Annotated in this window: 17 protein-coding genes and 1 tRNA gene; 12 read left to right on the top strand and 6 right to left on the bottom strand. The window is 42.3% G+C overall.

Translation table 11 applies throughout. The features are described 5' to 3' along the window. Positions 1-6: 6 nt before the first annotated feature. Together WKR92_RS01710 and WKR92_RS01705 are read left to right on the top strand one after the other, a co-directional pair. A complete protein-coding gene (locus tag WKR92_RS01710) occupies positions 7-1299 on the top strand; it encodes a DUF2851 family protein (RefSeq protein WP_375556103.1) in 1293 nt (430 codons plus the stop codon). A gap of 27 nt (positions 1300-1326) precedes the next feature. Continuing rightward, positions 1327-1545 (top strand): PspC domain-containing protein, encoded by a 219-nt coding sequence (locus tag WKR92_RS01705; RefSeq protein ID WP_375556102.1) that lies wholly within the window; start codon positions 1327-1329, stop codon positions 1543-1545. On the opposite strand, the gene WKR92_RS01700 is transcribed toward WKR92_RS01705, so the two are convergent. After that, positions 1542-2192 carry an ankyrin repeat domain-containing protein gene (locus WKR92_RS01700; RefSeq protein ID WP_375556101.1) on the bottom strand — a complete coding sequence of 217 codons (651 nt, stop codon included), beginning with the start codon at positions 2190-2192 and terminating at the stop codon, positions 1542-1544. The two genes, WKR92_RS01705 and WKR92_RS01700, sit on opposite strands and share 4 nt — an antisense overlap. A gap of 50 nt (positions 2193-2242) precedes the next feature. Continuing rightward, the gene (locus WKR92_RS01695; protein ID WP_375556100.1) at positions 2243-3067 is read right to left on the bottom strand and encodes a sulfite exporter TauE/SafE family protein; all 825 of its coding nucleotides are present in this window, start codon (positions 3065-3067) and stop codon (positions 2243-2245) included. 40 nt (positions 3068-3107) lie between these two features. On the opposite strand from WKR92_RS01695, the gene WKR92_RS01690 reads away from it, so the two are divergent. Next, entirely contained in the window at positions 3108-3680 is a 573-nt protein-coding gene (locus tag WKR92_RS01690) for a UbiX family flavin prenyltransferase (RefSeq protein ID WP_375556099.1), read from the top strand. A gap of 65 nt (positions 3681-3745) precedes the next feature. Here WKR92_RS01690 and WKR92_RS01685 read toward each other — a convergent pair whose 3' ends face one another. The 4 genes from WKR92_RS01685 to xerD all read right to left on the bottom strand — a co-directional run bounded on the left by WKR92_RS01685 (position 3746) and on the right by xerD (position 8066). Further along, positions 3746-4333, bottom strand: a complete 588-nt coding sequence (locus WKR92_RS01685) for a hypothetical protein (RefSeq protein WP_375556098.1) — start codon at positions 4331-4333, stop codon at positions 3746-3748. A 46-nt stretch (positions 4334-4379) separates the two neighbouring features. Beyond that, on the bottom strand, positions 4380-6698 hold the full coding sequence (locus tag WKR92_RS01680) for a TonB-dependent receptor (RefSeq protein ID WP_375556097.1): 2319 nt from the start codon (positions 6696-6698) through the stop codon (positions 4380-4382). A gap of 74 nt (positions 6699-6772) precedes the next feature. Continuing rightward, a complete protein-coding gene (locus WKR92_RS01675) occupies positions 6773-7108 on the bottom strand; it encodes a hypothetical protein (RefSeq protein ID WP_375556096.1) in 336 nt (111 codons plus the stop codon). A gap of 61 nt (positions 7109-7169) precedes the next feature. Further along, a complete protein-coding gene (xerD, locus tag WKR92_RS01670; protein ID WP_375556095.1) occupies positions 7170-8066 on the bottom strand; it encodes a site-specific tyrosine recombinase XerD in 897 nt (298 codons plus the stop codon). Positions 8067-8190: 124 nt separating this feature from the next. Here xerD and WKR92_RS01665 point away from each other — a divergent pair. From WKR92_RS01665 to fucP, 9 genes are all read left to right on the top strand, one after another. Next, positions 8191-8266, top strand: a tRNA-His gene (locus WKR92_RS01665). 755 nt (positions 8267-9021) lie between these two features. Further along, a complete protein-coding gene (locus tag WKR92_RS01660; RefSeq protein WP_375556094.1) occupies positions 9022-10947 on the top strand; it encodes a glycoside hydrolase family 172 protein in 1926 nt (641 codons plus the stop codon). A 37-nt stretch (positions 10948-10984) separates the two neighbouring features. Then, positions 10985-14101, top strand: a complete 3117-nt coding sequence (locus WKR92_RS01655) for a SusC/RagA family TonB-linked outer membrane protein (protein ID WP_375556093.1) — start codon at positions 10985-10987, stop codon at positions 14099-14101. 44 nt (positions 14102-14145) lie between these two features. Then, a complete protein-coding gene (locus tag WKR92_RS01650; RefSeq protein ID WP_375556092.1) occupies positions 14146-15993 on the top strand; it encodes a RagB/SusD family nutrient uptake outer membrane protein in 1848 nt (615 codons plus the stop codon). 21 nt (positions 15994-16014) lie between these two features. Continuing rightward, positions 16015-17784, top strand: a complete 1770-nt coding sequence (locus tag WKR92_RS01645; protein ID WP_375556091.1) for a DUF4886 domain-containing protein — start codon at positions 16015-16017, stop codon at positions 17782-17784. Positions 17785-17908: 124 nt separating this feature from the next. Continuing rightward, positions 17909-19075, top strand: a complete 1167-nt coding sequence (locus WKR92_RS01640; RefSeq protein WP_375556090.1) for a glycoside hydrolase family 172 protein — start codon at positions 17909-17911, stop codon at positions 19073-19075. 115 nt (positions 19076-19190) lie between these two features. Beyond that, a complete protein-coding gene (locus tag WKR92_RS01635; protein ID WP_375556089.1) occupies positions 19191-20345 on the top strand; it encodes a DUF6786 family protein in 1155 nt (384 codons plus the stop codon). Between the two features lie 17 nt (positions 20346-20362). Beyond that, positions 20363-22126, top strand: coding sequence for an L-fucose isomerase (locus WKR92_RS01630; protein WP_375556088.1), 1764 nt, complete (start codon positions 20363-20365; stop codon positions 22124-22126). 50 nt (positions 22127-22176) lie between these two features. Then, entirely contained in the window at positions 22177-23508 is a 1332-nt protein-coding gene (gene fucP / locus WKR92_RS01625) for an L-fucose:H+ symporter permease (protein ID WP_375556087.1), read from the top strand. Positions 23509-23541: the final 33 nt, after the last annotated feature.

The following is a 23541-nucleotide window of genomic DNA, read 5'->3' as shown; positions in this document are numbered from 1 at the left end:
ATTAAAATGAAGATTTCTGAACAAGTCCTTCAGTTGATTTGGAAATATAGACTTTTTAAACAAACCGATATCAATACTCTTTCCGGTAAGCGTTTGCTAATAAGGCGTATCGGGCAGCACAACAAAAATGAAGGCCCTGATTTCGAAAATAGCTTGATTGAGATAGAAGGGGTAGACTGGGTCGGAAACATTGAGATTCACGTTCAGTCGTCCGATTGGAATCGTCATCAACACCAATCGGATGCTGCTTTTAACTCCGTGATCCTACATGTTGTTTTCGATCATGACGTGGAGATTAGACGCTATGACGGCACAATACCTGAGACTTTGGTTTTACGCCCATTAGTCGCGTCAGAAACCCTGCTTCGCTATCGAGGATTAACAGAAAATAGTTTTAAAATAGCTTGCGAAGGCTTAATTAGGTCTGTAGAGCCCTTTTATATCCAACAGTGGCTCGGTAGGGTATTAGTCGAAAGACTGGTGTCTAAATCTTCCTATATACTGCAGATATTGGAAGAAACCAATGGCGACTGGGAGCGCACATCTTTTATTGTGCTAGCTCGGAGTTTTGGATTGAATATTAATGCCGATGCATTCGAACAGTTTGCCAGATCTGTTCCGCTCACGTTGGTGTCAAAATACAAAGATCAAATCCACAGTCTGGAAGCTCTGATGTTTGGACAGGCAGGTTTGTTGGAGGAGGAAAAAGGGGATAGCTATTTCCAATCCTTGAAAGTAGAATATCAATATCTAAAAGCTATACACCAGTTAAAGCCAATGGCTCCGACGGTGTGGAGGTTCCTTAGAATGCGACCACACAATTTTCCGACTGTCAGATTAGCGCAATTTATCGGACTGTGCGGTGTGGTTTCTCAATTTTTTACTAAAATAATTGAAACAGAAAATGTACTTTTGTGGCGGTCACTCTTTGATAATCTGAAAGTTAATCCCTATTGGGAGAAGCATTTTCATTTTCAGAAGCCAGCAAAGTCTTTACGTCGGACTGGGTTGAGCGATTCAATGGTTGACCTGATTGTAATGAATGCTATTGTTCAAATCTTGTTTGCCTATGGCCGTTACGTTGACGATGAACAGTATGCAGATAGGGCTATCCGATTCCTTGAAGAACTGCGTCCCGAGAGAAACAGTTTGGTACGCTACTATCAGAGTATAGGCATCGACATCGAGTCGGCTGCCGATACGCAAGGTATCAAGCAGCTTAATGCAGTATACTGTAATGCTAAGCGTTGTTTAGATTGTGAGGTTGGCATCCAGATTTTAAAGCACGATAAAGCTTAAATTTACGCGTAGATAAATATAGATAAAATGGAAAAATTAATGGTTTTTTTAGAGCAGCGTTCATTCGGGGTATGTTCTTATATCGGCGAGCGCTTGGGAATTTCTATATCAAAAATCCGCTTGTTTTTTATTTATAGCTCATTTTTAGCTGTAGGGTTTCCAGTTATATTTTATTTATTGGCGGGTATTGTACTAGATATTCGCGATTATATAAAACGTACTAGAAACCGTTTATGGGATTTTTAAACCTGTAAAATATTGGCTATTTCATGATGGCCTCTTCCGGCTGCCACGTCTGAAGGACGGTCGCCATTATCGTTTTTTACATCCACAGACGCACCATTTTCCAATAATAAGATCAGCATTTCAATGTTTCCGTTTTCTGCAGCTGCGTGCAATGGTGTTTGATTGCCGGCTTGTACAACATTTACCTCTGCGCCCCCTTCAACTAAGAGTTTGGCAATCGCTTCATAATTTGAACTAATCGCCGTATAGAGTGGGTTGACAGAATAACCATTGTTTGAAGCTTGGTTAGCATCTGCTCCTTTTAAAAGAAGATACCTGACGACCGACTCGTTGCCAAAGTGGCAGGCCATACCCAAAGCTGTAAAGCCATGGGGGGAATAAGATGACAATAAACTCGAGTTTTGTTCAATGAGCTCCTGTACTCGTTCTTCTAAGCCAATTGCAGCCGCTTCATATATATCAACATCCTGGATGTGATTAAGCAACACTTTAATGATCTTTTGCTTGTTATAATAACAAGCTAACAACAGCGGTGAGATTTCGTGACTGGTGTTCTGACGACCTAATGTCGGATTGGTATGCAGTAGATTGTCTATTGCCGCCGCATCTCCCGATTCAATATATTCTTCTAGTAAACTTAAACTCATTACGCTCTTTCACTTTTTTATACAAACAAAAATATAGTTTTTTAGAAATATTAAAATATAGTCGTCCATAAAATCCTCAGAGCAACTATCAACAAAGTCAGAGCTAAGCTCTGGATAATTATCTTCCCTTTAATTTTTGTGGATATCCGCGCCCCAATCTGCGCGCCGATAATGACCCCAATACCTAGGTATAGCACCTGAAACAAACCTTCATGTAAATCGCCCTTTACGTAATGGACTGCTGTGCCGCTTAAACTCATTAAACTTAAAATAAATTGCGAAGTTGCCGTAGCGATGTGGATCGGAAAGTTCAGGAGGTTAACCATAGCCGGAACATGGATCACCCCCCCGCCAATTCCAAATAAACTGGAAATGATACCAACAAAGAAGCTTAAGATAATGCCAAGGAGAAGGTTATAGCGGTATAAATGGCGAACACCGTCAATATCAATTAGGTATCTTGCCATCCACCAAAACGATTTCTTGCGTTTATCACTATGCTTCGTAAGGTTCTTGGTCGGTTTGATCAGCAGAATGATCGACAAGGACAAAAGCATTAAGCCAAATATAACATTAAAGGTGTTTCTTGATATATACGAGGTCAACATCGCGCCAATCACTGATCCGGGCAGTACCGTGATGCAAAAAAGCAAGGACGATTTATAGTCAATCCGCTTCTTAAAAGCATAGGCTATCGAACCTGAACAGGCATTTAGGAATACAACCGCGAGGGAAATACTTGTTATAACCTCGGGATCTTTATCTGGATAAAGCAAAAGAAGTACTGGTACCAAGATAAAGCCACCTCCCGCACCGACCATCGTACCGAAGCCGCCAACTATTAACCCGAGAAGTAGCAATAGGAAGGCTGTCATATTCACAAAACTAACTATATTTATGCGAGATTTTAATTAGATGAAGAAAAAGAAGATTGTAATAGCCGTTACCGGAGCGAGTGGATCGATATATGCCAAGGTATTGTTTGATCGTCTGAAGGAAATTAGTCAGCAAATAGAGGAAGTAGCAGTTGTCATGTCTGATAACGCTAAAGCGGTCTGGAATCTTGAGTTAGGAAACCAGGATTATAAGAACTATGGTTTCACATTCTACCAGAAGAACGATTTTTTCGCACCATTTGCGTCTGGATCTGCCGGTTTTGATACGCTAATTGTCTGTCCTTGTTCCATGGGGACCATTGGTCGTATTGCTAATGGTATATCAAATGATTTGGTAAGTAGGGCGGCCGATGTGATTCTAAAGGAGCGTAGGCGGCTGATATTAGTCGCACGCGAAACACCGTATAACCTTGTACATTTAAAGAACATGCAACTGATTACGGAAATGGGAGGTGTTATTTGTCCGGCGAGCCCTTCATTTTATAGTCTGCCCACGAATTTTGAAGAATTGGCGGCTACCGTGATCGATCGGGTTTTGAAGCTAAGCGGTCTTGATATTAAAAGCTATGCGTGGGGAGATGAACCTCAATAAAACAAACAAAAAAAGAAGCAGGACTTAAGTATAGTGCCTGCTTCTGGGTATTTCTTATCAGGTGATTAATGGTCGTGTTCGCCAGTCGCCGTTACATGCAATTCTGCTGTAACATTTACATCATCAGCACCACCTGCTTGAACGTAGTCGGTACTATCCCATTCTTGAGCGGCAGCGTGATTTTTATTTAAGCCGTGGCGTAGAACGATATTCCAATCGAAGGCCGCATCGCTGTGTCCTGTCACGGTTAAGACTCCGGTCAAACCAACATTTTGATCTTCATAGCGATAGTCGAATACTCCATCAGGTGCTCCGACAAAGAAAAACTGATGTTCGTCGCCTGCATCAAGGATCTCTTGGTTAATCGATTCTCCGTCATGAAATAAAGTTACTTTCAGTCGATAAGTTTCTCCTTCTGTTAGGTGGGAGTGACTAGGGGCCGATTTTCCATCCGGCGAAAAGGTGATGACTACCGATTCGTCGGTTTCAACTAGCTCACCGTTTATCGTTTCCAAAGAAACGAATTCTAATTCAGCTGCATCATATTCTTCTTGGTCGATCTCTGGAACAGGATCGTCCTTTGAGCATGAAGAAAAGCTGAATGCGATGATCAGCGCTAAAGAGAGGATGGATAGTAGTTGACTCTTTTTCATTGTATAAGTGTTTTTAATGGTAATCATTTTGTTTTTCTGTTAATAGTTAAAAATTATAGGATAATCGTAAGCTGATGTTTCTGCCCAAATCATGTGCGTAATACCGAAAGCGATTCATGTATTCTTTATAAGAAACGTTCAGTAAATTGTTTGCTGATACATGGATACCAACGGTTTGTTCATTCAATTTAATTTTTGTGCCGGCATTTATGTTAACTAGATTGTAAGTTGCCGGTGCTGGGGTAAAATCACTCTCTTTGTTATACCTTGTTTGCTCAAACACCGTTTGAAGTTGGGCTTCAATGAAAAAATTAGAAAATCGACTGCTTTCTAAGGTTCTTGCATACTGTAGCTTGTTATCTAAACGGTTAGAAGGGATCATCGGAAGGTTTCCTGTCGCCTCTAAATCATCCGCGTATAAGTAGGACCCTTTTAGACCGTACAGGAAACCATAGGGGAGTTGGTATGACGCTGTGAGATCGGCACCCATAAAAAGTGCATCCGTTTGCTCATAATGGAAAACAGGGAAGGCGCCTCGTAAACTTTCCACCACCTCACCCGTAGGATTCAAGTAGATATAGTTTTTGAGATAATGCGCATAGCCGTTGAGTTCAATCCGTAGTTTTTCTTTCGAATAGCTCAGCGTATTGATCCATTTATAACCCTGTTCGCTCTTTAGATTGTTGTCGCCGACTTCAATCGATGCCGAACCATGGTGCAAGCCATCGCTATACAGCTCGTTGACCGTTGGTGGACGCCAAGATAATCCAAGATTGCTCTTCAAATTCCAGTCCCGATGAAAACGCCAAAGTATACCCAAAGAGCCGGAAACATTATGAAAATCGTGTTGACCGCCATAGAACTCATTACCGCGATATCCTGCGGCGTCCAACGTTTTGAAGTCATAGCGGATTCCTGCTTCTAGGTCGTATTTCTCCTTAACCAATCGTTCAACAACAAAAGCTCCAAATCCATAGCTGTCGTAATTAGGGATAATCGGTGTAGCCATCGTACCAGGGATGTTGTTGCTTATAATTGCCGTAGCATTGATGCCGAATAGAGAGCGAAGGCTGTTGGCATTGATCCGGTCATAGCTAACATCTAAACTATGCGAATTCAGTACCAGGTCGAGGGCTGGTATAGAACTTCGATCGCCTCTGCGAGTATCATATTCCTGTCGCGCATTGCGCTGAAATCCATACTGGATATCCAATTGCGTTCCTTCGTTCAGGTCCTTATGTATTTTTAGTTTCACCAGATCATGGATAACCGACTGGCGAGGAACGTCGATATCATACGTAAAGGCACCGTCCGTAAAGGGACGGCCATGGTCGATCGCCGCATTCAGGTCGTCGACTGATCCCACGTGCGCACCTTCAAAAATACCAAGGTCGGTATTGAAATGACTGTAATAGGCATCCAAATGGAGCTTGCTTTTCCGGTATGATAGAGCTGCGGAATAATTACTTTCTCGAATACCAGTATTGTTCAGATAATAGTCGGCAGTTTGCAAATTGCCACCTTTCTTTAAAGTTCCTTGGACTCGCCATGAGAGTCCAGGTAATGGCTTAAAATCAGACTCTAACATAGCCGAAGCTGTTCCAACACGACCGTTCGTGCTTCCAACCAAATCGACACTGCCTGAAAGTCCACCATTGATCGGTAGAGGAGAAGGTTCTACCAAAATAACTCCGCCAATAGCTTCTGCACCATATTTAACCGATTCTGCGCCTTTAATAACGGTAATTTCAGACGCGATGAAGGGGTCTATTTCCGGCGCATGCTCTGCACCCCATTGCTGTCCTTCCTGTTTAATGCCATTGTTTACCATTAATACACGATTACTGTGCATGCCATGAATGACCGGTTTTGCAATTGTTGCTCCGGTTTGCATCATGGTAACGCCCGGTATGTCTTGTAAGATTTCTGCGAGCACTTCACCTTTGGATTTGTTCAATTCTTCTTGTCCCAATGTGGTGTTGGCTGCTGTTGTCCGAAGTGTTGGCTGATGGCCTACAACATTTACGTCATGCAGGACAACTCCTTCATGTTCCATAAAGAATGTATGAGACTCGTCTTTGGCTGTAACGTGAATTGTCTGCACAGATGTTTCGAAACCTAAGTTGGTTATCTCAATCGTGTAGTCGCCTGTACAGATATTTTGAAATGAAAAATATCCATGCCCGTCGGCCTGTGTCGCCACTTCTTTTTCGACCAAATAGATCGACGAGCCGGCCAAAGGAAGCTGTGTGTCCGAGTCGAGTACACGTCCTTTGATCGTCAGTTCGCACTTATCTTGAGCGAATAACAAAAATGGAATAAATAGTATAGCAAAAAGTATATAACTCTTTTTTAGTAAGATCATTGTTGTAATATCTAGCAATAAGGAAATGTCAATGTGATTGCAGTGCAAGCCATTGATAATGAGAGTGATTTTTCTTATGCTAGCGGAGGTCCTCGATTGAGGTGTTGCCCAATAAGTCGATGTGTGATTCCCGGAAAGCTACGATCAACTATGAGGTCGATCGCTGGGAGTGTAATCGTTAGGCTTTGGGGACTTAAGATAAGAGCGGGATCTGATTGCTTATGAAAGATATAATCACAGATACCGCACTTCAAAGTTAATACATGAGCAGAAGACTCCTCATTAGAAAGGTCATGACGGTGCTCCGTACTGTGCTTTTCGTGCATCAGTAGCAAGGTCTGCGCATATGCCAGTGTGAAAATAACCAGCAACGCAAAAAATTGACGTATGAACATCCTGCCTTTTGTCATATAACCACCACAAATATTGTGTATATTAAACTAAGTTGCAAGTAATTTTTGTGTTATCTGTTTAAGGTCTTGGGTGATAGGACTTTATGACGGATTGAAGATAAGCTCTATCTAGGTGTGTATAGATTTCAGTTGTCGTGATACTCTCATGTCCCAACATGTCCTGTACAGCTCTTAAATCGGCGCCTCCCTCAATCAGGTGTGTTGCGAAGGAGTGTCTGAACGTGTGAGGACTTACGTTTTTTGTAAGTGTCGTCTTTGCGACCAACTCTTTGATGATCAAAAAAATCATTACACGTGTGAGTGCCCTACCTCTTCGGTTTAGAAATACAAAGTCTTCGAAACTTGCTTTAATGGGCTGATGGTTGCGAACTTCATTGACATATATATCAATACACTTCTTAGCGCCATTTCCAATAGGGACCAGTCTTTCTTTATTTCCCTTACCTACTACTTTAATGAAATCGATTTCGAAAAAGAGGTCCGACAGTTTTAGGTTAATCAGTTCGCTTACCCGCAGGCCACAGCTGTAAAGAGTCTCGATCATAGCCTTGTTTCGCATTCCTTCAGGTTTCGAAAGATCAATAGCACTTATAATTTCCTCAATCTCATCTACCCGTAAAAAATCGGGTAGTTTTCGGCTCAATCTTGGAGCCTCTATCAATTCAGCAGGATTCTGTTTAATCTCATCTTCAAGCAAGAGGAAGTTGAAAAAAGCCTTAATACCTGAGAGGATCCGAGCCTGCGAAGTAGCTTGAACCTCTAGTTCTCCTAGCCATCTTAGAAATAGTTGAATATCGGTTGTTTGAACTTTAAGTGGATTGAGTATATCTTGCGTTAGACTGTAAGATTCCAGTTTTTCAATATCTCGTACATAAGCTTCCACTGAGTTTTTTGCAAGTGAACGCTCCAGTTGTAGGTACTGTTTAAAATTATTTATGGCGACCTTCCAATTCATAAGCTATTACAAATTAACGGATAAACTTTTATTTATGGCTCTAGATGAAATAATTGTTAATAGATCTGCAAAAATTATTTTGGAGATGTAGTATTATTAGTTATTTTTGCATTCCAATAAACACGGTGGTTTTAGCTCAGTTGGTTAGAGCGCCTGATTGTGGTTCAGGAGGTCGCCGGTTCGAGCCCGGTATTCCACCCTTAATGATCAGCCATTTACATGAATATGTGAATGGCTTTTTTATTTTCAGCTCTAATTCTCATCGTCCTCAAAACTTTCTCGGATAAAATGAAATGCTAAGCATGAAATATTGTTTCTGAGCACGATAACTTTCCTTATAGTTAACATATTATCTTTTGTTCTCTGGTATTTTCCCTATTAAAACGAATTCATTTTTTAGTTTTTTGTCAAATTAAGCGTATGTTAACACGTCAACTTTAGACGGACATTGGACGGACATACAACGGACATTCGACGGATATTAACCATCTGCATCCGATTTATATACGTCGAATATCCGTCTGATGTCCGTGTTTCATTTGAGTTAATATTTTTCCTTGAAGGTAATACTCGGTGCTTTGAGGTTTTCGTTGCTTTCGTTGCCATTTGCCGTGAATATTGAATGTTGATTACAGTGGCTTCCAAAGAAATGCTTGGTAGCCACCATTGGTGATTAGATACGTTCTGAAACTGGGTGAGGGATGTAGCCGGCTTTTTAGCAAATGAGCTGAGGTTTGAGTATGTATATTAAAAAGTTACATTTTTTTTGTTTATATCAATGAATGTTTTAAATTTGCTTAAACGTATAAGCCAAATAAAACTAAATTTTATCAAATTGAGGTCTTCAAAAATCAGAGGAAGCAAATTTTATTTTTTTTAACCCTATATGCTTAAACGATTAAGCACATAGGGTTGTGTTGAAAACATTATGATAACTACAATTAACCTATCGATTATGAAACTATTTTTACTACGAAAATTTTCAGTTTTTTTTGTTGTTTGCTCGCTGGCGTCTTGTTCAGTCTCGGCACAAAAAACAGTGAACTTCGAGAGCGAACTTAATCGCTTGTATACTGTCGGATCCTTACCTGAGTATATGGAGGGGACCGTCGTTAAACAGATCTCATCCTATGACCGCACTGGCGGAAATGATGACGGTTTTGGTGGCACTTATTCCTTTATACGCGAAGAACCGACTGGTGGACTGGTGATTTTTGATGAAGAAGGTCAGGGCATTATTGAAAGGATTTGGACGCCTACTCCGACAGATGATACGCTAGATTTTTATTTGGACGGCAGTACGGAACCTACGATGTCCATCCGTTTTAGAGATTTATTTAATAACAGTCAAGCTCCTTTCTTAGCGCCAATTGCCGATCAAAAGGTGGGCGGATTTTATAGCTATTTACCTATCCCATATAAAGAGAGTTGTAAAATTGTTTTCCGAGGGGAGAAAATCCTCTTTCATCAGATTCAATTTCGTTCCTATGATAAACAGTATCAGGTCGAGAGTTATCAGCCAGAACAGGTTGCTCAACACCAACAGCTTTTGGATAAAATCGTTCAGCTATGGAGCAAAGATGGCCGTTCGATAACCGATTTTACTGAAACGAATACTAAATCGGATGAAAATGACATCAAACTTCAACCGGGCACGTCGGAAACGATTTTAGAGCTCGATGAAGGAGGACGTTTGCTGGGCATTGAGCTAGCTCCTATGGAAGCATTTTCGGGTCTTTACAAGCAAATTGACCTTAAGATTACTTGGGATGATGAGGATCGGGCGGCGGTATATGTACCTGTCGCTGATTTCTTTGGTTTTGCGTTTGGTTCTCCATCAATGGAAAGTCTATTGATAGGAGCGGACGCAGGGAAAGCATATAGTTATATCCCAATGCCTTTTGATAAGAGCGCCAAGGTTGAGTTGGTGTATCGTGATGGGCACAACGCAGATGCGATTGATATACAGGCAACTGTGTACTATGATAATGAAAAAAGAGACGCAGAGCATGAAGGTCGCTTCTATGCATACTGGAAGAATGAAGAGCCGGCTTTAGGTTCACCGTATGTCTTCTTGGAGGGAGGGGGTAGGGGACATTATGTCGGCACCGTTATGATTGGTCATGCAACGGATTACACGCACTTTACAGAGTTTTTTGAAGGTGATGACTACACAGAGATCGACGGTGAGATGACTGTGCATGGTACGGGTTCCGAAGATTATTTTAACGGAGGCTGGTATGCTCAGCCCGGTGGTTGGGTTGAGCGCTTAGGTGCGCCTTTAACCGGTTGTCTGGAATATAATTTACCGATGGGAAGAACCGGTGGTTATCGCCTGTTTATTAGTGATAAAATGCCTTTTTCGAATCACATTCTACATAATATAGAACATGGTCCGACTGATAACAACCGATTAGTAAACTATACATCGGTTGCCATGTACTATGCAGATAAACCGATTGTTGACCAAGATGATCCTACAAATGCACAGACAGAGGTTTTTGTGCCAGATACTGTTAGTTTTTATACAGGCTTGATGGAGCATCTTCAATATCAGGGTGATTTGGAGAAAAGGGATCCGGGGGCAGTTCTTTCGCCGAATGGAGAAGGAGAACTGTCGGTCGACGTTTCAGGCATTCCGGAAGGTCATTATGCGGTGTATGTTCATTTGCGTTCTGAAGGATCTGTTGATTTAAATGTGAGAGTACCGAATAATAGTCAATGGGAAAAGGTATCGAGTGCCAATAACAGCGATAATGATTTTAGAATTGGAAATGTACGGGTTGCTGATGGTGTCGAAACCGTAAGAATCGACCTGAAAAACAACCTCGCTTCGGACATGGCCTTTGATCGCGTCACCTTAGCTAAAACAGACGAATAATATAAACCATAACCAAAAAACCAAATAACCAATAATTATGAAACAGTACTTGCAAAAACCAGGAGGAATGTTCTTTATCCTCCTCATGTTACAAGTCTTCTTTTTCTATCCAGAAGGGAAGGCGCAGGAAACACCTAACGGCGAGCGAGTTTTACAGACTCGTGCCGATGGGATACGGATACTTGGTCGGATTTCGAGTGAAACTGGTCAACGTTTAGACGGTGTTACCGTCGCCGAGGTTAACACTAATAATTCTGTTCTTTCAGAAGATGGGGGGAAATATGTGATACATGTTCTAGATAGAACTGCGAAGTTGGAGTTTTCGGCAATAGGATATCAGACATTGACTGTGGACGTGGGAAATCGTGAAATTGTCGACGTTGTTCTGCAAGACAGTGTCACGGGCCTGAACCAAGTAATAGTGGTCGGCTTCGGAACACAAAAAAAGGCGTCGGTAGTGGGTGCGATATCAACCGTTAAGCCGGAGCAATTGCAAATAACGCCCAATCGTTCGCTTAGTAATAATCTTGCCGGCATGGTGCCTGGTGTGATAGCGGTACAGCGTACGGGAGATCCTTGGCACAATAATTCGGATTTCTGGATTCGAGGCATTAGTACGTTTGGAGGGAATTCGCGTCCGCTAGTATTAGTTGATGGTGTCGAACGGAGTTTAGACAATCTAGATCCCGAAGAAATCGAGTCCTTTTCCGTACTAAAGGATGCTGCTGCGAGTGCTGTCTATGGAGTACGAGGGGCTAACGGCGTTATCATGATTACGACGAAACGCGGGAAAATGGGTCCGCCGGTTATTAGCATGCGTTTTGAGCGTGCAAATACATCTCCAGTTAAAATCCCTGATTATATTGGCGCTGTCCCTTACATTGAACTCATCAATGAGCTTAACGAAGATGCGGGTAAAGCACCGTTGATGTCGGAAGAGATTCTTCAGAAATACCGAGATCAGTCTGATCCGGATCTTTATCCAGATGTAGATTGGTGGGATGTTGTATCGAAAGATCATGCATCTAGCATGAGAGCCAATTTGAATATGTCGGGTGGTAATAATTTCTTGCGCTATGCTTTGGAATTAGGTTATTTTACCGAAGACGGTATTATAGAAAGAGATCCTACTCAAGACTGGAATTCGGGGGTTAAAGTAAACCGCCAAAATGTTCGGTCGAATGTCGATTTGAATGTAACACCAACAACCTTGGTTCGCGTGAACTTGGGTGGTTATCTTCAAACCCACAATGGCCCTCCCGGGGACGAGACCAGCTTTGGTGTTTTCTATCAAGCATCGAGAATCCCGCCATTCATACACCCGCCGCAGTATTCGACCGGAGAACTCCCAAGAATTGCTTTTCGTGAAAATCCGTGGGCTTTCACAACTCAGCGAGGCTATGAGAAATGGAATCATTATACATTGCAATCACTTACCTCTGTAGAACAGGATTTAGAGGCCTTTACACCTGGTTTAAAAGCGAAGCTGACTTTCGCATTCGATAAATTCTCAGCGAACTCTGTATCGAGAAGCAAAACCCCTGATTATTACACTCCTGCTTCCGGACGAGATGAGGAAGGTAATCTAATATTAGAAATTAATCACCACGGACAAGAGTTTTTAGGTTACGGTACGGGTGCTCAGTGGGGTAATCAAAGTGTATATTTAGAGGGAATGGTGTCGTACAGCAGAATGTTTGATGATAAGCATGATATCAACTCGATGCTGTTGTATAACCAGCGCCATTATGACAATGGTAGTAAATTGCCTTTCCGAAACCAGGGTATAGCAGGCCGGTTTTCCTATACATACGATCGTCGGTTCATAGCGGAAGCTAATTTCGGCTATAACGGATCTGAGAACTTCGCTCCTGGAAAACGTTTTGGTTTTTTTCCAGCATTTGCAGCAGGTTGGGTAATTTCAGAAGAGGACTTTATGGAGCAGGTAAGAAATGTGATCTCAAATCTGAAAATTCGTGGTTCCTGGGGTAAAGCTGGGAACAGTGATATTGGAGGACGTCGATTTGCTTACATTTCGACGATTGAGGATTTCCACTATTATCGTTGGGGAGTTGACAATGACGTATACCGCTTAGGTCGTTCGGAAGGAGAAGTGGGTATACCTGAACTGACATGGGAGACGGTGGCAAAGACGGATGTAGGGCTTGAAGTAGGCTTGTTAAACGGGTCGATCAATTTTAATGTTGACCTCTTTAAAGAAAAACGCGAGGATATATTTATTCAGCGTAATAATGTGCCTGGCTCAGCTGGGTTTATCAGAACAGTGTGGGCAAACTTCGGTAAAGTCGAGAACGAAGGTATAGAAATGTCATTAACGGTCGACCGAAGACTGTCAGATAAATGGCACCTGACTGTTATGGGGAATTATACCTATGCGCATAACATCAGGACGGAGATAGACGAACCACTCGGCGTCTTGGGAACCTACCGTTCAAGCACCGGTAAACCTGTTGGGCAGCTCTTTGGATTAGTGGCCGACGGATTATTCACGGAAGACGATTTCGATGAATCAGGAGAATTAAAACTAGGAATACCCTCCCAATCTTTTAGTGAAACACTCCGACCAGGTGATATAAAGTATCGTGACCTAAATGGCGATGGGGTAGTGACAACCTTGGATCAAACAGCCATTGGGGGGACTCGGATGCCTGAGATTATTTATGGTTTCGGGGCGACTATCCGGTATAGTTTTGTGGATTTAGGATTCTTTTTCCAAGGCGCGGGTAGAACTTGGCAGATATTGGGCGGCGAAAACTGGTTGCCGGGAACAGCCTTGGGTGCTACAGGAAATATCTATTCTAATATTGACAGCCGCTGGACACCAGATAATCCATCGCAAGATGTTTTTTGGCCGAGACTGACTTCGGGCGTAAACCTAAATAATGAGCAGCGTTCTACATGGTGGTTACGAGATATGAGCTTTCTGAGATTGAAGAATATTGAATTGGGCTTCACACTCCCAGAAAAATGGACTGAAAGAGCACATATCTCTAATTTGAGGGTATTCGCCAGAGCATCCAATATTTTGACTTTCTCGAAATTCGACTTGTGGGACCCTGAGTTGGAAACCACGGATGGGCTTCGTTATCCCATGATGAAATCTGCGTCTTTGGGTATCAATGTTAATTTTTAAGGAGTAGTGAGATATTAATTGAATAGGATTTAAAACGATATATAATGAAAACAATATATAAAATAGGAATCATTGCAGCCGTCATATTTTCTTTCACCGGCTGTAAAAAGTATCTCGATAAAATGCCAGACGACCAGCTGACGATGGAGATGATTTTTAATGATAAAATACGTACGGAAGACTGGTTGGCTGGAGTGTATTCCGGGATACCTAATCCGATGTGGGGTTATTTCAAAGATCAGGGTTATAATATTATGGGGGACGATTTGACGATTCCGGCAGAGTGGACACCTTTCGGTTGGCGTAATGTATATGCGTATACATTGGGCGATTGGAATCCTATCTCAGCTTGGAATCCATATTATTGGGTGGAACTGCCTAAAAGAATTCGATCCGGGCTTATTTTTCTGGAAAATGTTAAGCCCTTACCGGGGGTAAGTGTTGAAGATGTTGAAGTGATGAAAGCTCAGGTTCGCTTTTTGATCGCTTATTATTACTCCCTCATGATCGAAATATACGGTCCGATACCCTTTAAACCGGGCGTGATCGAGGCGGTGGATGCGCCCGCGTCGGAACTTATGATTACGCAAACGCCTTACGACTCGATTGTGAATTGGATTGATACAGAACTGAAAGATGTGTCAGGAAAGCTTCCTGCTGTTTATCCTGATCAGCACGATTGGGGAAAGGCGACTTCAGTTATGGCTTTGGCTATTCGAGCGAAGACCTTGCTCTTTGCCGCGAGTCCTTTGTTTAACGGCAATCCTGATTTCCGTAATTGGAAGAATGCCCACGGAACTAATTTGTTTCAAGCCAATGCTGATCCGTCTAAATGGGCGCGAGCCGCAGCTGCCTATAAAGAATTAATTGACGCCGCCGAGGCTGCAGATTATGGTTTGTACTATGAATATAACGCCGACGGCTCAATTGATCCATTCATGTCATATTACAACATGTCGCTTAAGAAGTTTTCAGAAGGGAATAGAGAAATCATATTCGGTCGCCCCGACCAACCCGATCTAAATGGTTGGCAGGCTCACCATTTACCAATTGGTATAGGAGGTAATGGCGGTATGGGCGTTACTCAAGAGCTGGTAGATGCCTTTTATATGGAAAACGGCTTGCCTATAACTGACCCCAACTCGGGTTATTCAGAAAGCGGATTCTCTACTGCAAATGAAGTTCGAAACACACGCTGGCCGGGCGGAGGTCCGGAAGTCGGCACAGTTACGATGGGAGGTACGTATAATATGTATGTCAACCGTGAACCCCGGTTCTATGTATCGGTCATTTTTGACAATGCATGGTTGGGTGTAGATGATAGGAACGTTGAGTTTGTTCAAGGGGGTAGAGACACACGACTTTCGTTTGATGCGCCCCAGAACGGCTATAACGTTCGGAAGGCAGTGAGTTTAGATGTTTTTCCTAGAGAAAATAGATGGGTTTATCAGCCGGGGATCCTTTATCGTATGGCCGATGCATATTTAGGTTATGCGGAAGCACTTAATGAATCGGACCCCGGTAATCCCGAGATATTGGAGAATATTAATTTAATCCGTGAGCGTGCAGGTATTCCTCCATTAGAGCAAGGTCTGTCGCAGTCAGCGATTCGTAAAGCTATTCAGCGAGAACGAAGAATTGAATTTAATGCCGAAGGTGTCCGTATTCACGATTTACGCCGTTGGAAGATTGCCGATCAGTATTTGAATGGCCAGCTATGGGGAATGAATTTTACTGGAAATGTACGTAGCGATGATCCGAACAATCCGAACGCCTTCTTTAAACGGACTTTTTATAAGAACCGGGTATTTACAAATAAAATGTATCTATGGCCCGTTCCGCAAGCTCAAATAGATATTAACCCTAACCTTGTGCAGGCTCCTGGGTATTAACAGGACTATAAATTGAATATTATGAAAAGTATATTAATGAAAATAGGAAAAGGCGATAGGATGTTGAAGAATTTCTCATACATCCTTCTCAGTTTATTCTTGCTGGCAGGCATTGTTTCTTGCGAGAAACTAACACTTCCGCCAGGACCGCCGACGTCTGGCATTATTATTCTAGATAAGGATAACATCGAAATGACAGTGGGCGATAGGACAACGCTGTCTATGTCGCTGGAAGATGGAAAGAGCTTTGTGAAAAAGTTTAGCGCAAGTAGCTCGAATCCGGAAATTGTCGGTATCGAACGTGTTGACGGTTATACCGTCCGCGTATTAGGCCGTCAGGTGGGTTCTGCGGTGGTAACTTTTACTTCAGACGATGGAGAAGTCGAGTTAACCTGCGAGGTGACGGTGAATGAAGTTGTTTCTGATGGTATAACCCGCATTTTAGCAATTGGTAACAGTTTTTCAGAGGACGCCTTAGAAGCCTACCTGCATTCCATTGCGACCACTGCGGGGGATAGTGTTATTATTGCTAATATGTATATTGGGGGTTCTTCATTGGAACAACATTTAACAAATGCCCAAGAAAACAATAATGCTTACTCATATCGAAAGATTGATAAATACGGAGTAAAGACGACCGTGAATGAAATGACGCTGGAGGAAGTTTTAAATGATGAGCTATGGGATTATATTAGTTTTCAACAGGCAAGTCATTTCTCGGGTCAATACCCAACCTATGAGGCTTCTTTACCTGAACTATATAAATATGTTAAAGAGAAAGTGGTATATACGAGAACTAAATACGTTTTCCATCAGACCTGGGCTTATGCGCAGAACTCAACTCATAGTGGTTTTGCTAATTACGGGAACGATCAAATGACGATGTACAATGCGATCGTCGATGCTGTACAAAAGGCGACGAACTTGGTTGATTTCGACTTGGTAGTGCCCGCTGGTACAGCGATACAGAATGGTCGTACAACTTTCTGGGGTGATAACTTTACACGCGATGGCTACCACCTCGATTTGAATATCGGTCGTTATGTAGCCGCCTGTACTTGGTATGAAGCAATCTTCGGAAAATCTGTCATCGGTAATACCTATGATCCCGGTTCATTTATGCTAACCGATATAGAACTGGAAATGGGCCAACACGCGGCACATGCAGCTATTTTAAATCCTTATCAGATTACGGAAATGGTCGACTATAAGTCGGTCGATTTAGATAATTTCACATCAACTATTTCTGTTGATATAGCGCAAACACAACCCGCCGATGGATGGAATGGGTTGACTAGTCCGGTAGAGGGCACAATTATTCCGTACTTACGTGATCAGGATGGCAATCTAACCGAAGTGTCCTTGGAGATTACAGAGCGTTTTAATAACGTGAACTTCAATGGTGAGCAAAATACCAATACGCCGTTGAATATGCCAAGCTCCGTTTCAGGGTCTTCATATTTTGGTAATACAAAAGCGTCTTTTGGTGGTTTGTTGGTATTGAAAAGTGTTATGAAGATCAGCGGTTTAGATCCATCGAAATTGTATGATTTCTGTTTCTTTGGTTCTCGAAGTTCAAACGAAGGGCGGGAGACAAAATATATCACAAAGGGACAGAATGAAGTAGCATCAACATTGATGGTTGGTAGTAATTCCGACAAGATTGCTTGCAACGAAGGTATACAGCCGGATGCTGATGGCAATATCTTTGTAACTGTGACCGCTGGTGAACGAAATGATAATGGAACTGGCTTCTATTATTTGAATGCTATGCGAATTAGTGTTCAGTAAAGTATATAAGAAGGGCGATCCACGCTTAATCGCCCTTCTTTTTTTAAACAAAATTTGTAAATTGAATCATTTATTTTAATTTAGCTTAAACGAATAAGCATAAATTCTAACCAAATCTAAAATTATGAAAAAAGTCACGTTGTTGCTACTGGGATTGGTGGCATTCTGTTTCGCTTCTGCACAGGAAAAATTTAATGGCCTTGATATGAATATGGGGAACCTGTCAAAGCTATCAGATGCACAAACCCGTTCAATTAGCCCAGAAAACTTTACCGGTGAAAAAGGACGCGGGGGAATGGCAGATCCTGAGAAACATAAAGGTCAACGAAATGTTGCAAATTCAGCTTTGCAGGCACGAGAACTCGGCATTGGTTGGAAGGTAAATCCTTATGTCATCATTGAGCCAGGTGAAACATTTACACTTGCTGAAATCGACGGGTCAGGTGCTATTCAACACATTTGGATGACACCGACCGGAAATTGGCAATATTCAATTATTCGCTTCTATTGGGATGACGAAACAGAGCCTTCAGTAGAAGTGCCAGTAGGTCCATTTTTTGGAATGGCATGGAATACATATGCTCCCCTTAACTCTATCGCCATGACGGTAAATCCGGGTAGTGCTTTTAATAGTTTTTGGAAAATGCCTTTCCGTAAAAAATGTAAAATCACTGTTGAGAATATTAATCCCGACGAGTCAATGAACTTGTATTATCAAATTGATTACACATTAACTGAAGTGGGTGAGGATGAGGCGTACTTTCATGCCCAGTACCGCCGGTCCAATGAGGATACAAACTCCGATCATGTAATCATTGACGGTATTAAGGGTAAAGGGCACTATGTGGGAACTTTTATGGGTGTGGGTGTGAATAATAATGGTTGGTGGGGAGAAGGTGAGATTAAGTTCTTTATGGATGGCGACAAAGATTTTGCAACGATTGTTGGTACGGGAACAGAAGATTACTTCTTGGGGTCTTACAATTTTGAAAATAAGCAGACACGTCGTTATGAGGAGTACTCTACTCCCTTTGCAGGATTACATCAAGTAATCCGTCCTGATGGACTTTACAATTCACAGCAACGTTTTGGTATGTACCGTTGGCATGTAATGGATCCAATCCGCTTTGAAAAGGATTTAAAAGTAACGATTCAAGATTTAGGCTGGCGAAGTAACCATCGTTACCTACCACAAAACTCTGATATTATCACGGTAGCTTATTGGTATCAACGTGAACCTCACGCGCCATTCCCAGACTTACCGGAAAGAAACGTTTTAGAGGTGAACTAGACAGATGATTGTCGACCTAATAAGAAATATGATGAGAAACAATAATTTATTATCCGCTGCAGTATTCTGTTTGGTCTTTGGATCCTGTCAGACTAGCAATAACAACAATCAAGCTATGGAACAAAGTGAAAAAGGCAGCTTCGCTTATGATTTAGAATTCCTAAAAGGGAAAGATAGTGTTATTGTGTTGACTGCCGCTGGGGGAGACGCTCAGGTCATTGTTTCGCCTAAGTATCAGGCAAAGGCTTTCACGTCGACAGCCGACGGTTTAGAAGGGAAAAGTTTTGGATGGATTAATTATGAAGCATTTGAAGGAGAGCCTGATCCGCATATGAATGGTTATGGTGGGGAAGACCGTTTGTGGTTAGGCCCAGAAGGAGGGAAGTTTTCATTATTTTTTGCACCTAATACGACGATGGAGTTTGAAAACTGGCATACACCAGCTGCAATAGATACAGAAAGCTGGGATTTAGTGAGTGCCAGTGAACAGAAGGCGACTATGAAAAAAGATATGTCGCTCGTGAACTATGTGGGGACCAAACTGGATCTGACGGTAGATCGGGAAATTGAGATCATGGAGCCATCAGCTATTGCGGAGCTGCTTGGAGTTCAGCTGAACGATTCAGTAAAATCGGTTGGTTTTCACACCGTCAATGTGTTAACGAATACAGGAAGTTTTGCTTGGAATGAACAAACCGGCGCTCCCTGCATGTGGAACCTGGATATGTTTTCACCTTCTCCAAAAACCGTGATTGTGATACCATATCGCGAAGAGGCGACTGGTAAGGTAGCGACTACCGATTATTTTGGTGAGATTCCCGAAGATCGTATCGTATATGAAAATGGGACACTCTATCTGAAAGCCGACGGTAAGTCGCGCGGAAAACTAGGCATTCCGCCACAACGGGCAACCGAATTTGCTGGCAGTTATGCCGCGGATAATGGGGTTCTGACGATTACACGCTTTGATGTGGACAATAATGGAGTATACCTGAATCAGGAATGGACGCCTGACAAAGATCCACTTATAGGTGACGCTATTAATGCTTATAACGATGGTCCGCTAGAAGATGGCAGTCAAATGGGACCGTTTTATGAAATTGAGAGCGTATCACCTGCTGCATTTTTAGAACCGGGAGAAAGTTTAACACACAGACATAGTGTTTTTCACTTTACGGGTGATAAGAATACACTGAATGAAATTTCGACAAAAATTCTAGGAGTTTCGCTGGCGGAGATTGATGCTCAATTTCAGACCGCCACTAACTGATATAAATTATAAAATAAATGAAAGATTATCCAAAAATAGGAATTCGCCCGATTTTGGATGGGCGCTTTGGTGGCATTCGTGAATCTTTGGAAGAGGTTACGATGAAGAAGGCACAGGCTGTTGTCGATCTATTTACCAAAGAATTAAAATATCCCGACGGTAGCACGGTACGATGTGTTATCGCTGATAGCTGTATTGGCGGAGTGAAAGAAGCTGCGGATTGTGCGGCGAAATTTTCGCGAGAAAATGTGGGGGTATCCTTGTCGGTTACAACGAGTTGGTGTTACGGTTCAGAGACGATGGATATGGATCCTCAAATACCAAAAGCTATTTGGGGTGTTAACGGAACAGAACGGCCCGGCGCTGTTTATTTGGCTGCTACATTGGCGGCACATAATCAAAAAGGCTTGCCTTCATTTGGAATTTATGGGCGTGATGTTCAGGATGCCGATGATCATAGCATACCTGACGACGTTCGCGAGAAACTTCTGTCATTTGCAAAAGCCGGACTTGCTGTGGCGATCATGAAAGGGCAATCCTATTTGGCGATCGGGTCGGTTTGTATGGGGATCGCAGGTTCTATGGTCAACGAAGATTTTTTTCAAGATTATCTAGGTATGCGGAATGAATACGTTGATTCAACTGAAGTATTGCGACGAATTGAATTGGGCATTTATGACAATAATGAATTTGAACGTGCTATTGAATGGACCCGGAATAACTGTAAGGAAGGAGAGGATTTTAATTCGGAAAATAAACTTAAATCGCGAGAAGAACTCGACAAAGATTGGGAGTTTGTGGTAAAGATGGCCTTAATCATTCGAGATCTTATGATCGGTAATGATAAATTGAAAGACATGGGACATCCGGAAGAAGCTTATGGGCATCATGCAATTGTTGCCGGCTTTCAGGGACAAAGACAGTGGACTGATTTCTTGCCTAATGGCGATTTCGCAGAAGCTATTCTCAATTCATCGTTCGATTGGAATGGCATTAGAGCGCCTTATATGGTGGCAACCGAAAATGATACGCTCAACGGCGTCTCTATGTTGTTTAACTACCTCTTAACCAATAGAGCACAGATTTTTGCTGACGTTAGAACTTACTGGAGTTCTGATGCTGTAGAACGGGTGACCGGATGGAAGCCTACGGGTCGATCCGAAGACGGTTTTATTCATCTGATTAATTCCGGTGCCGCTACATTGGATGGTACTGGACAACAGAGTGTGGACGGAGAACCGGCTATGAAAGCATTTTGGGATATTGAAGACAAAGAAGTTAAAGCTTGTTTGGATGCAACTACCTGGTATCCGGCAAACCGCGATTACTTCAGGGGCGGGGGCTTTTCTTCGAATTTCTTGTCTAAAGGGGGGATGCCGGTGACGATGACTCGTGTGAACTTGATTAAAGGTATCGGACCGGTAATACAAATTGCCGAAGGCTGGACGGTGGATATTCCGGAAAATGTTCATGACGTCCTTGATAAGCGCACTGATAAGACTTGGCCAACAACTTGGTTCGTGCCGAGGGTGACTGGCGAAGGTGCTTTTCAGGATGTATACTCCGTTATGGCAAACTGGGGCTCTAATCATGGAGCAATTAGCTATGGTCATATCGGCAAGGACCTTATAACCATGGCTTCAATGCTGCGAATACCAGTGTGTATGCACAATGTTGATGATCCGAGCGTCTTTAGACCTGCTGCATGGAGCGCCTATGGGATGGATAAGGAAGGAGCAGACTATCGTGCATGTCAAACCTATGGACCCTTGTATAAATAAAAATTATTTATAATTTCAACCAAATTTTAACCAACCAATTGGTCTATTTTATGAGTTCGACGAAAAAAACATCGTTTTTTAGAGGTGAGAATGGTGTAAATTATTTTGTGCCCTTTATTTTTATTTGTAGTCTTTTTTTATTGTGGGGATTTGCCCATGGGTTTCTAGACGTACTAGACAAACACTTTCAGGATTTACTGCATGTATCTAAGGCGCAATCTGGTTTTGTGCAATTTTCACTTTATATAGGCTATTTGGCAATGGCCATTCCAGCTGGGTTATTTATTAAGCGTTTTGGCTATCAGCGCGGAATTATCTTCGGGTTAATACTATTTGCCCTTGGTGCATTCTTATTCTACCCAGCGGCAAAATTAGCCGCATTTATTCCATTTTTATTGGCTCTATTCGTGCTTGCATGTGGACTGGCATTTTTGGAAACGGCAGCTAATCCGTATTCCATCGCGCTAGGACCAAAAGATAGTTCGGCAAGGCGAATTAATATTTCACAGTCTTTTAATGGTTTAGGATGGATCTTGGGACCGCTGATAGGCGGATGGTTTATTTTTGGTCAGGAGGCAACCGGAGAGCATGATAAATTCGATTCGTTGGTGACCCCGTATATGATGATTGGTTGTATCGTCGTAGCTGTAACGATCGTGTTTCTGTTTATTAAGCTTCCGGAAATTAAAGAAGAGAAGGGTACGGAAACCGAGGAAAATCCGCCTATGCGGAATTTACTAAAGCACCCAGCCTTTATTCTAGCGGTCATTGCACAATTCTTGTACGTAGCCGCACAAACGGGAACGAATTCTTTTTTTATTAATTATGTGATTGATGCTATTCCGAGATTAAAAGATCCGATTGCAGCTATAATGGAAAACCTGGGATACTTTGGAGAGGTGTTCATGCCAAAAAATGATGAGCAGGCAGCTTCCTTGATTTTAGCGATAGGCGGTATGGGTGCGTTTTTTATAGGACGTCTATCCGGATCTTATATCATGAAGTTTATGAAACCCCAACGCTTATTGGGCTGGTATGCCATCGTTAATACAATTCTGGTGGTAATTGTTGTTCTGGACATTGGGTGGGTATCTGTATTCTCCTTGTTTACGACGTATTTCTTTATGTCCATCATGTTCCCTACAATTTTTGCCTTGGGTGTGGCTGATTTGGGGACGCTAACCAAAAAGGGTTCCTCCTTCTTGGTTATGGCGGTAGCGGGTGGCGCATTTTGTCCTCCGGCCATGGGTTTAATAGCAGATAACTCAACCATGGCTACTGCGTTTATCGTACCAGTATTCTGTTTCGCTTTTATAGCCTGGTATGCATTCTGGGGAGTCAAGAAACTCAAGGTCGATACGATATCCATGCACCATCACTAGAAGAAGTCTAGACGAGTATCGTGATTAAGTAAA

The organism is Albibacterium profundi, from assembly GCF_042159835.1.
Lineage (GTDB): Bacteria > Bacteroidota > Bacteroidia > Sphingobacteriales > Sphingobacteriaceae > Albibacterium > Albibacterium profundi.
Note: the sequence above shows the minus strand (reverse complement) of the source record. Positions and strands in the feature narration are given on the sequence as shown.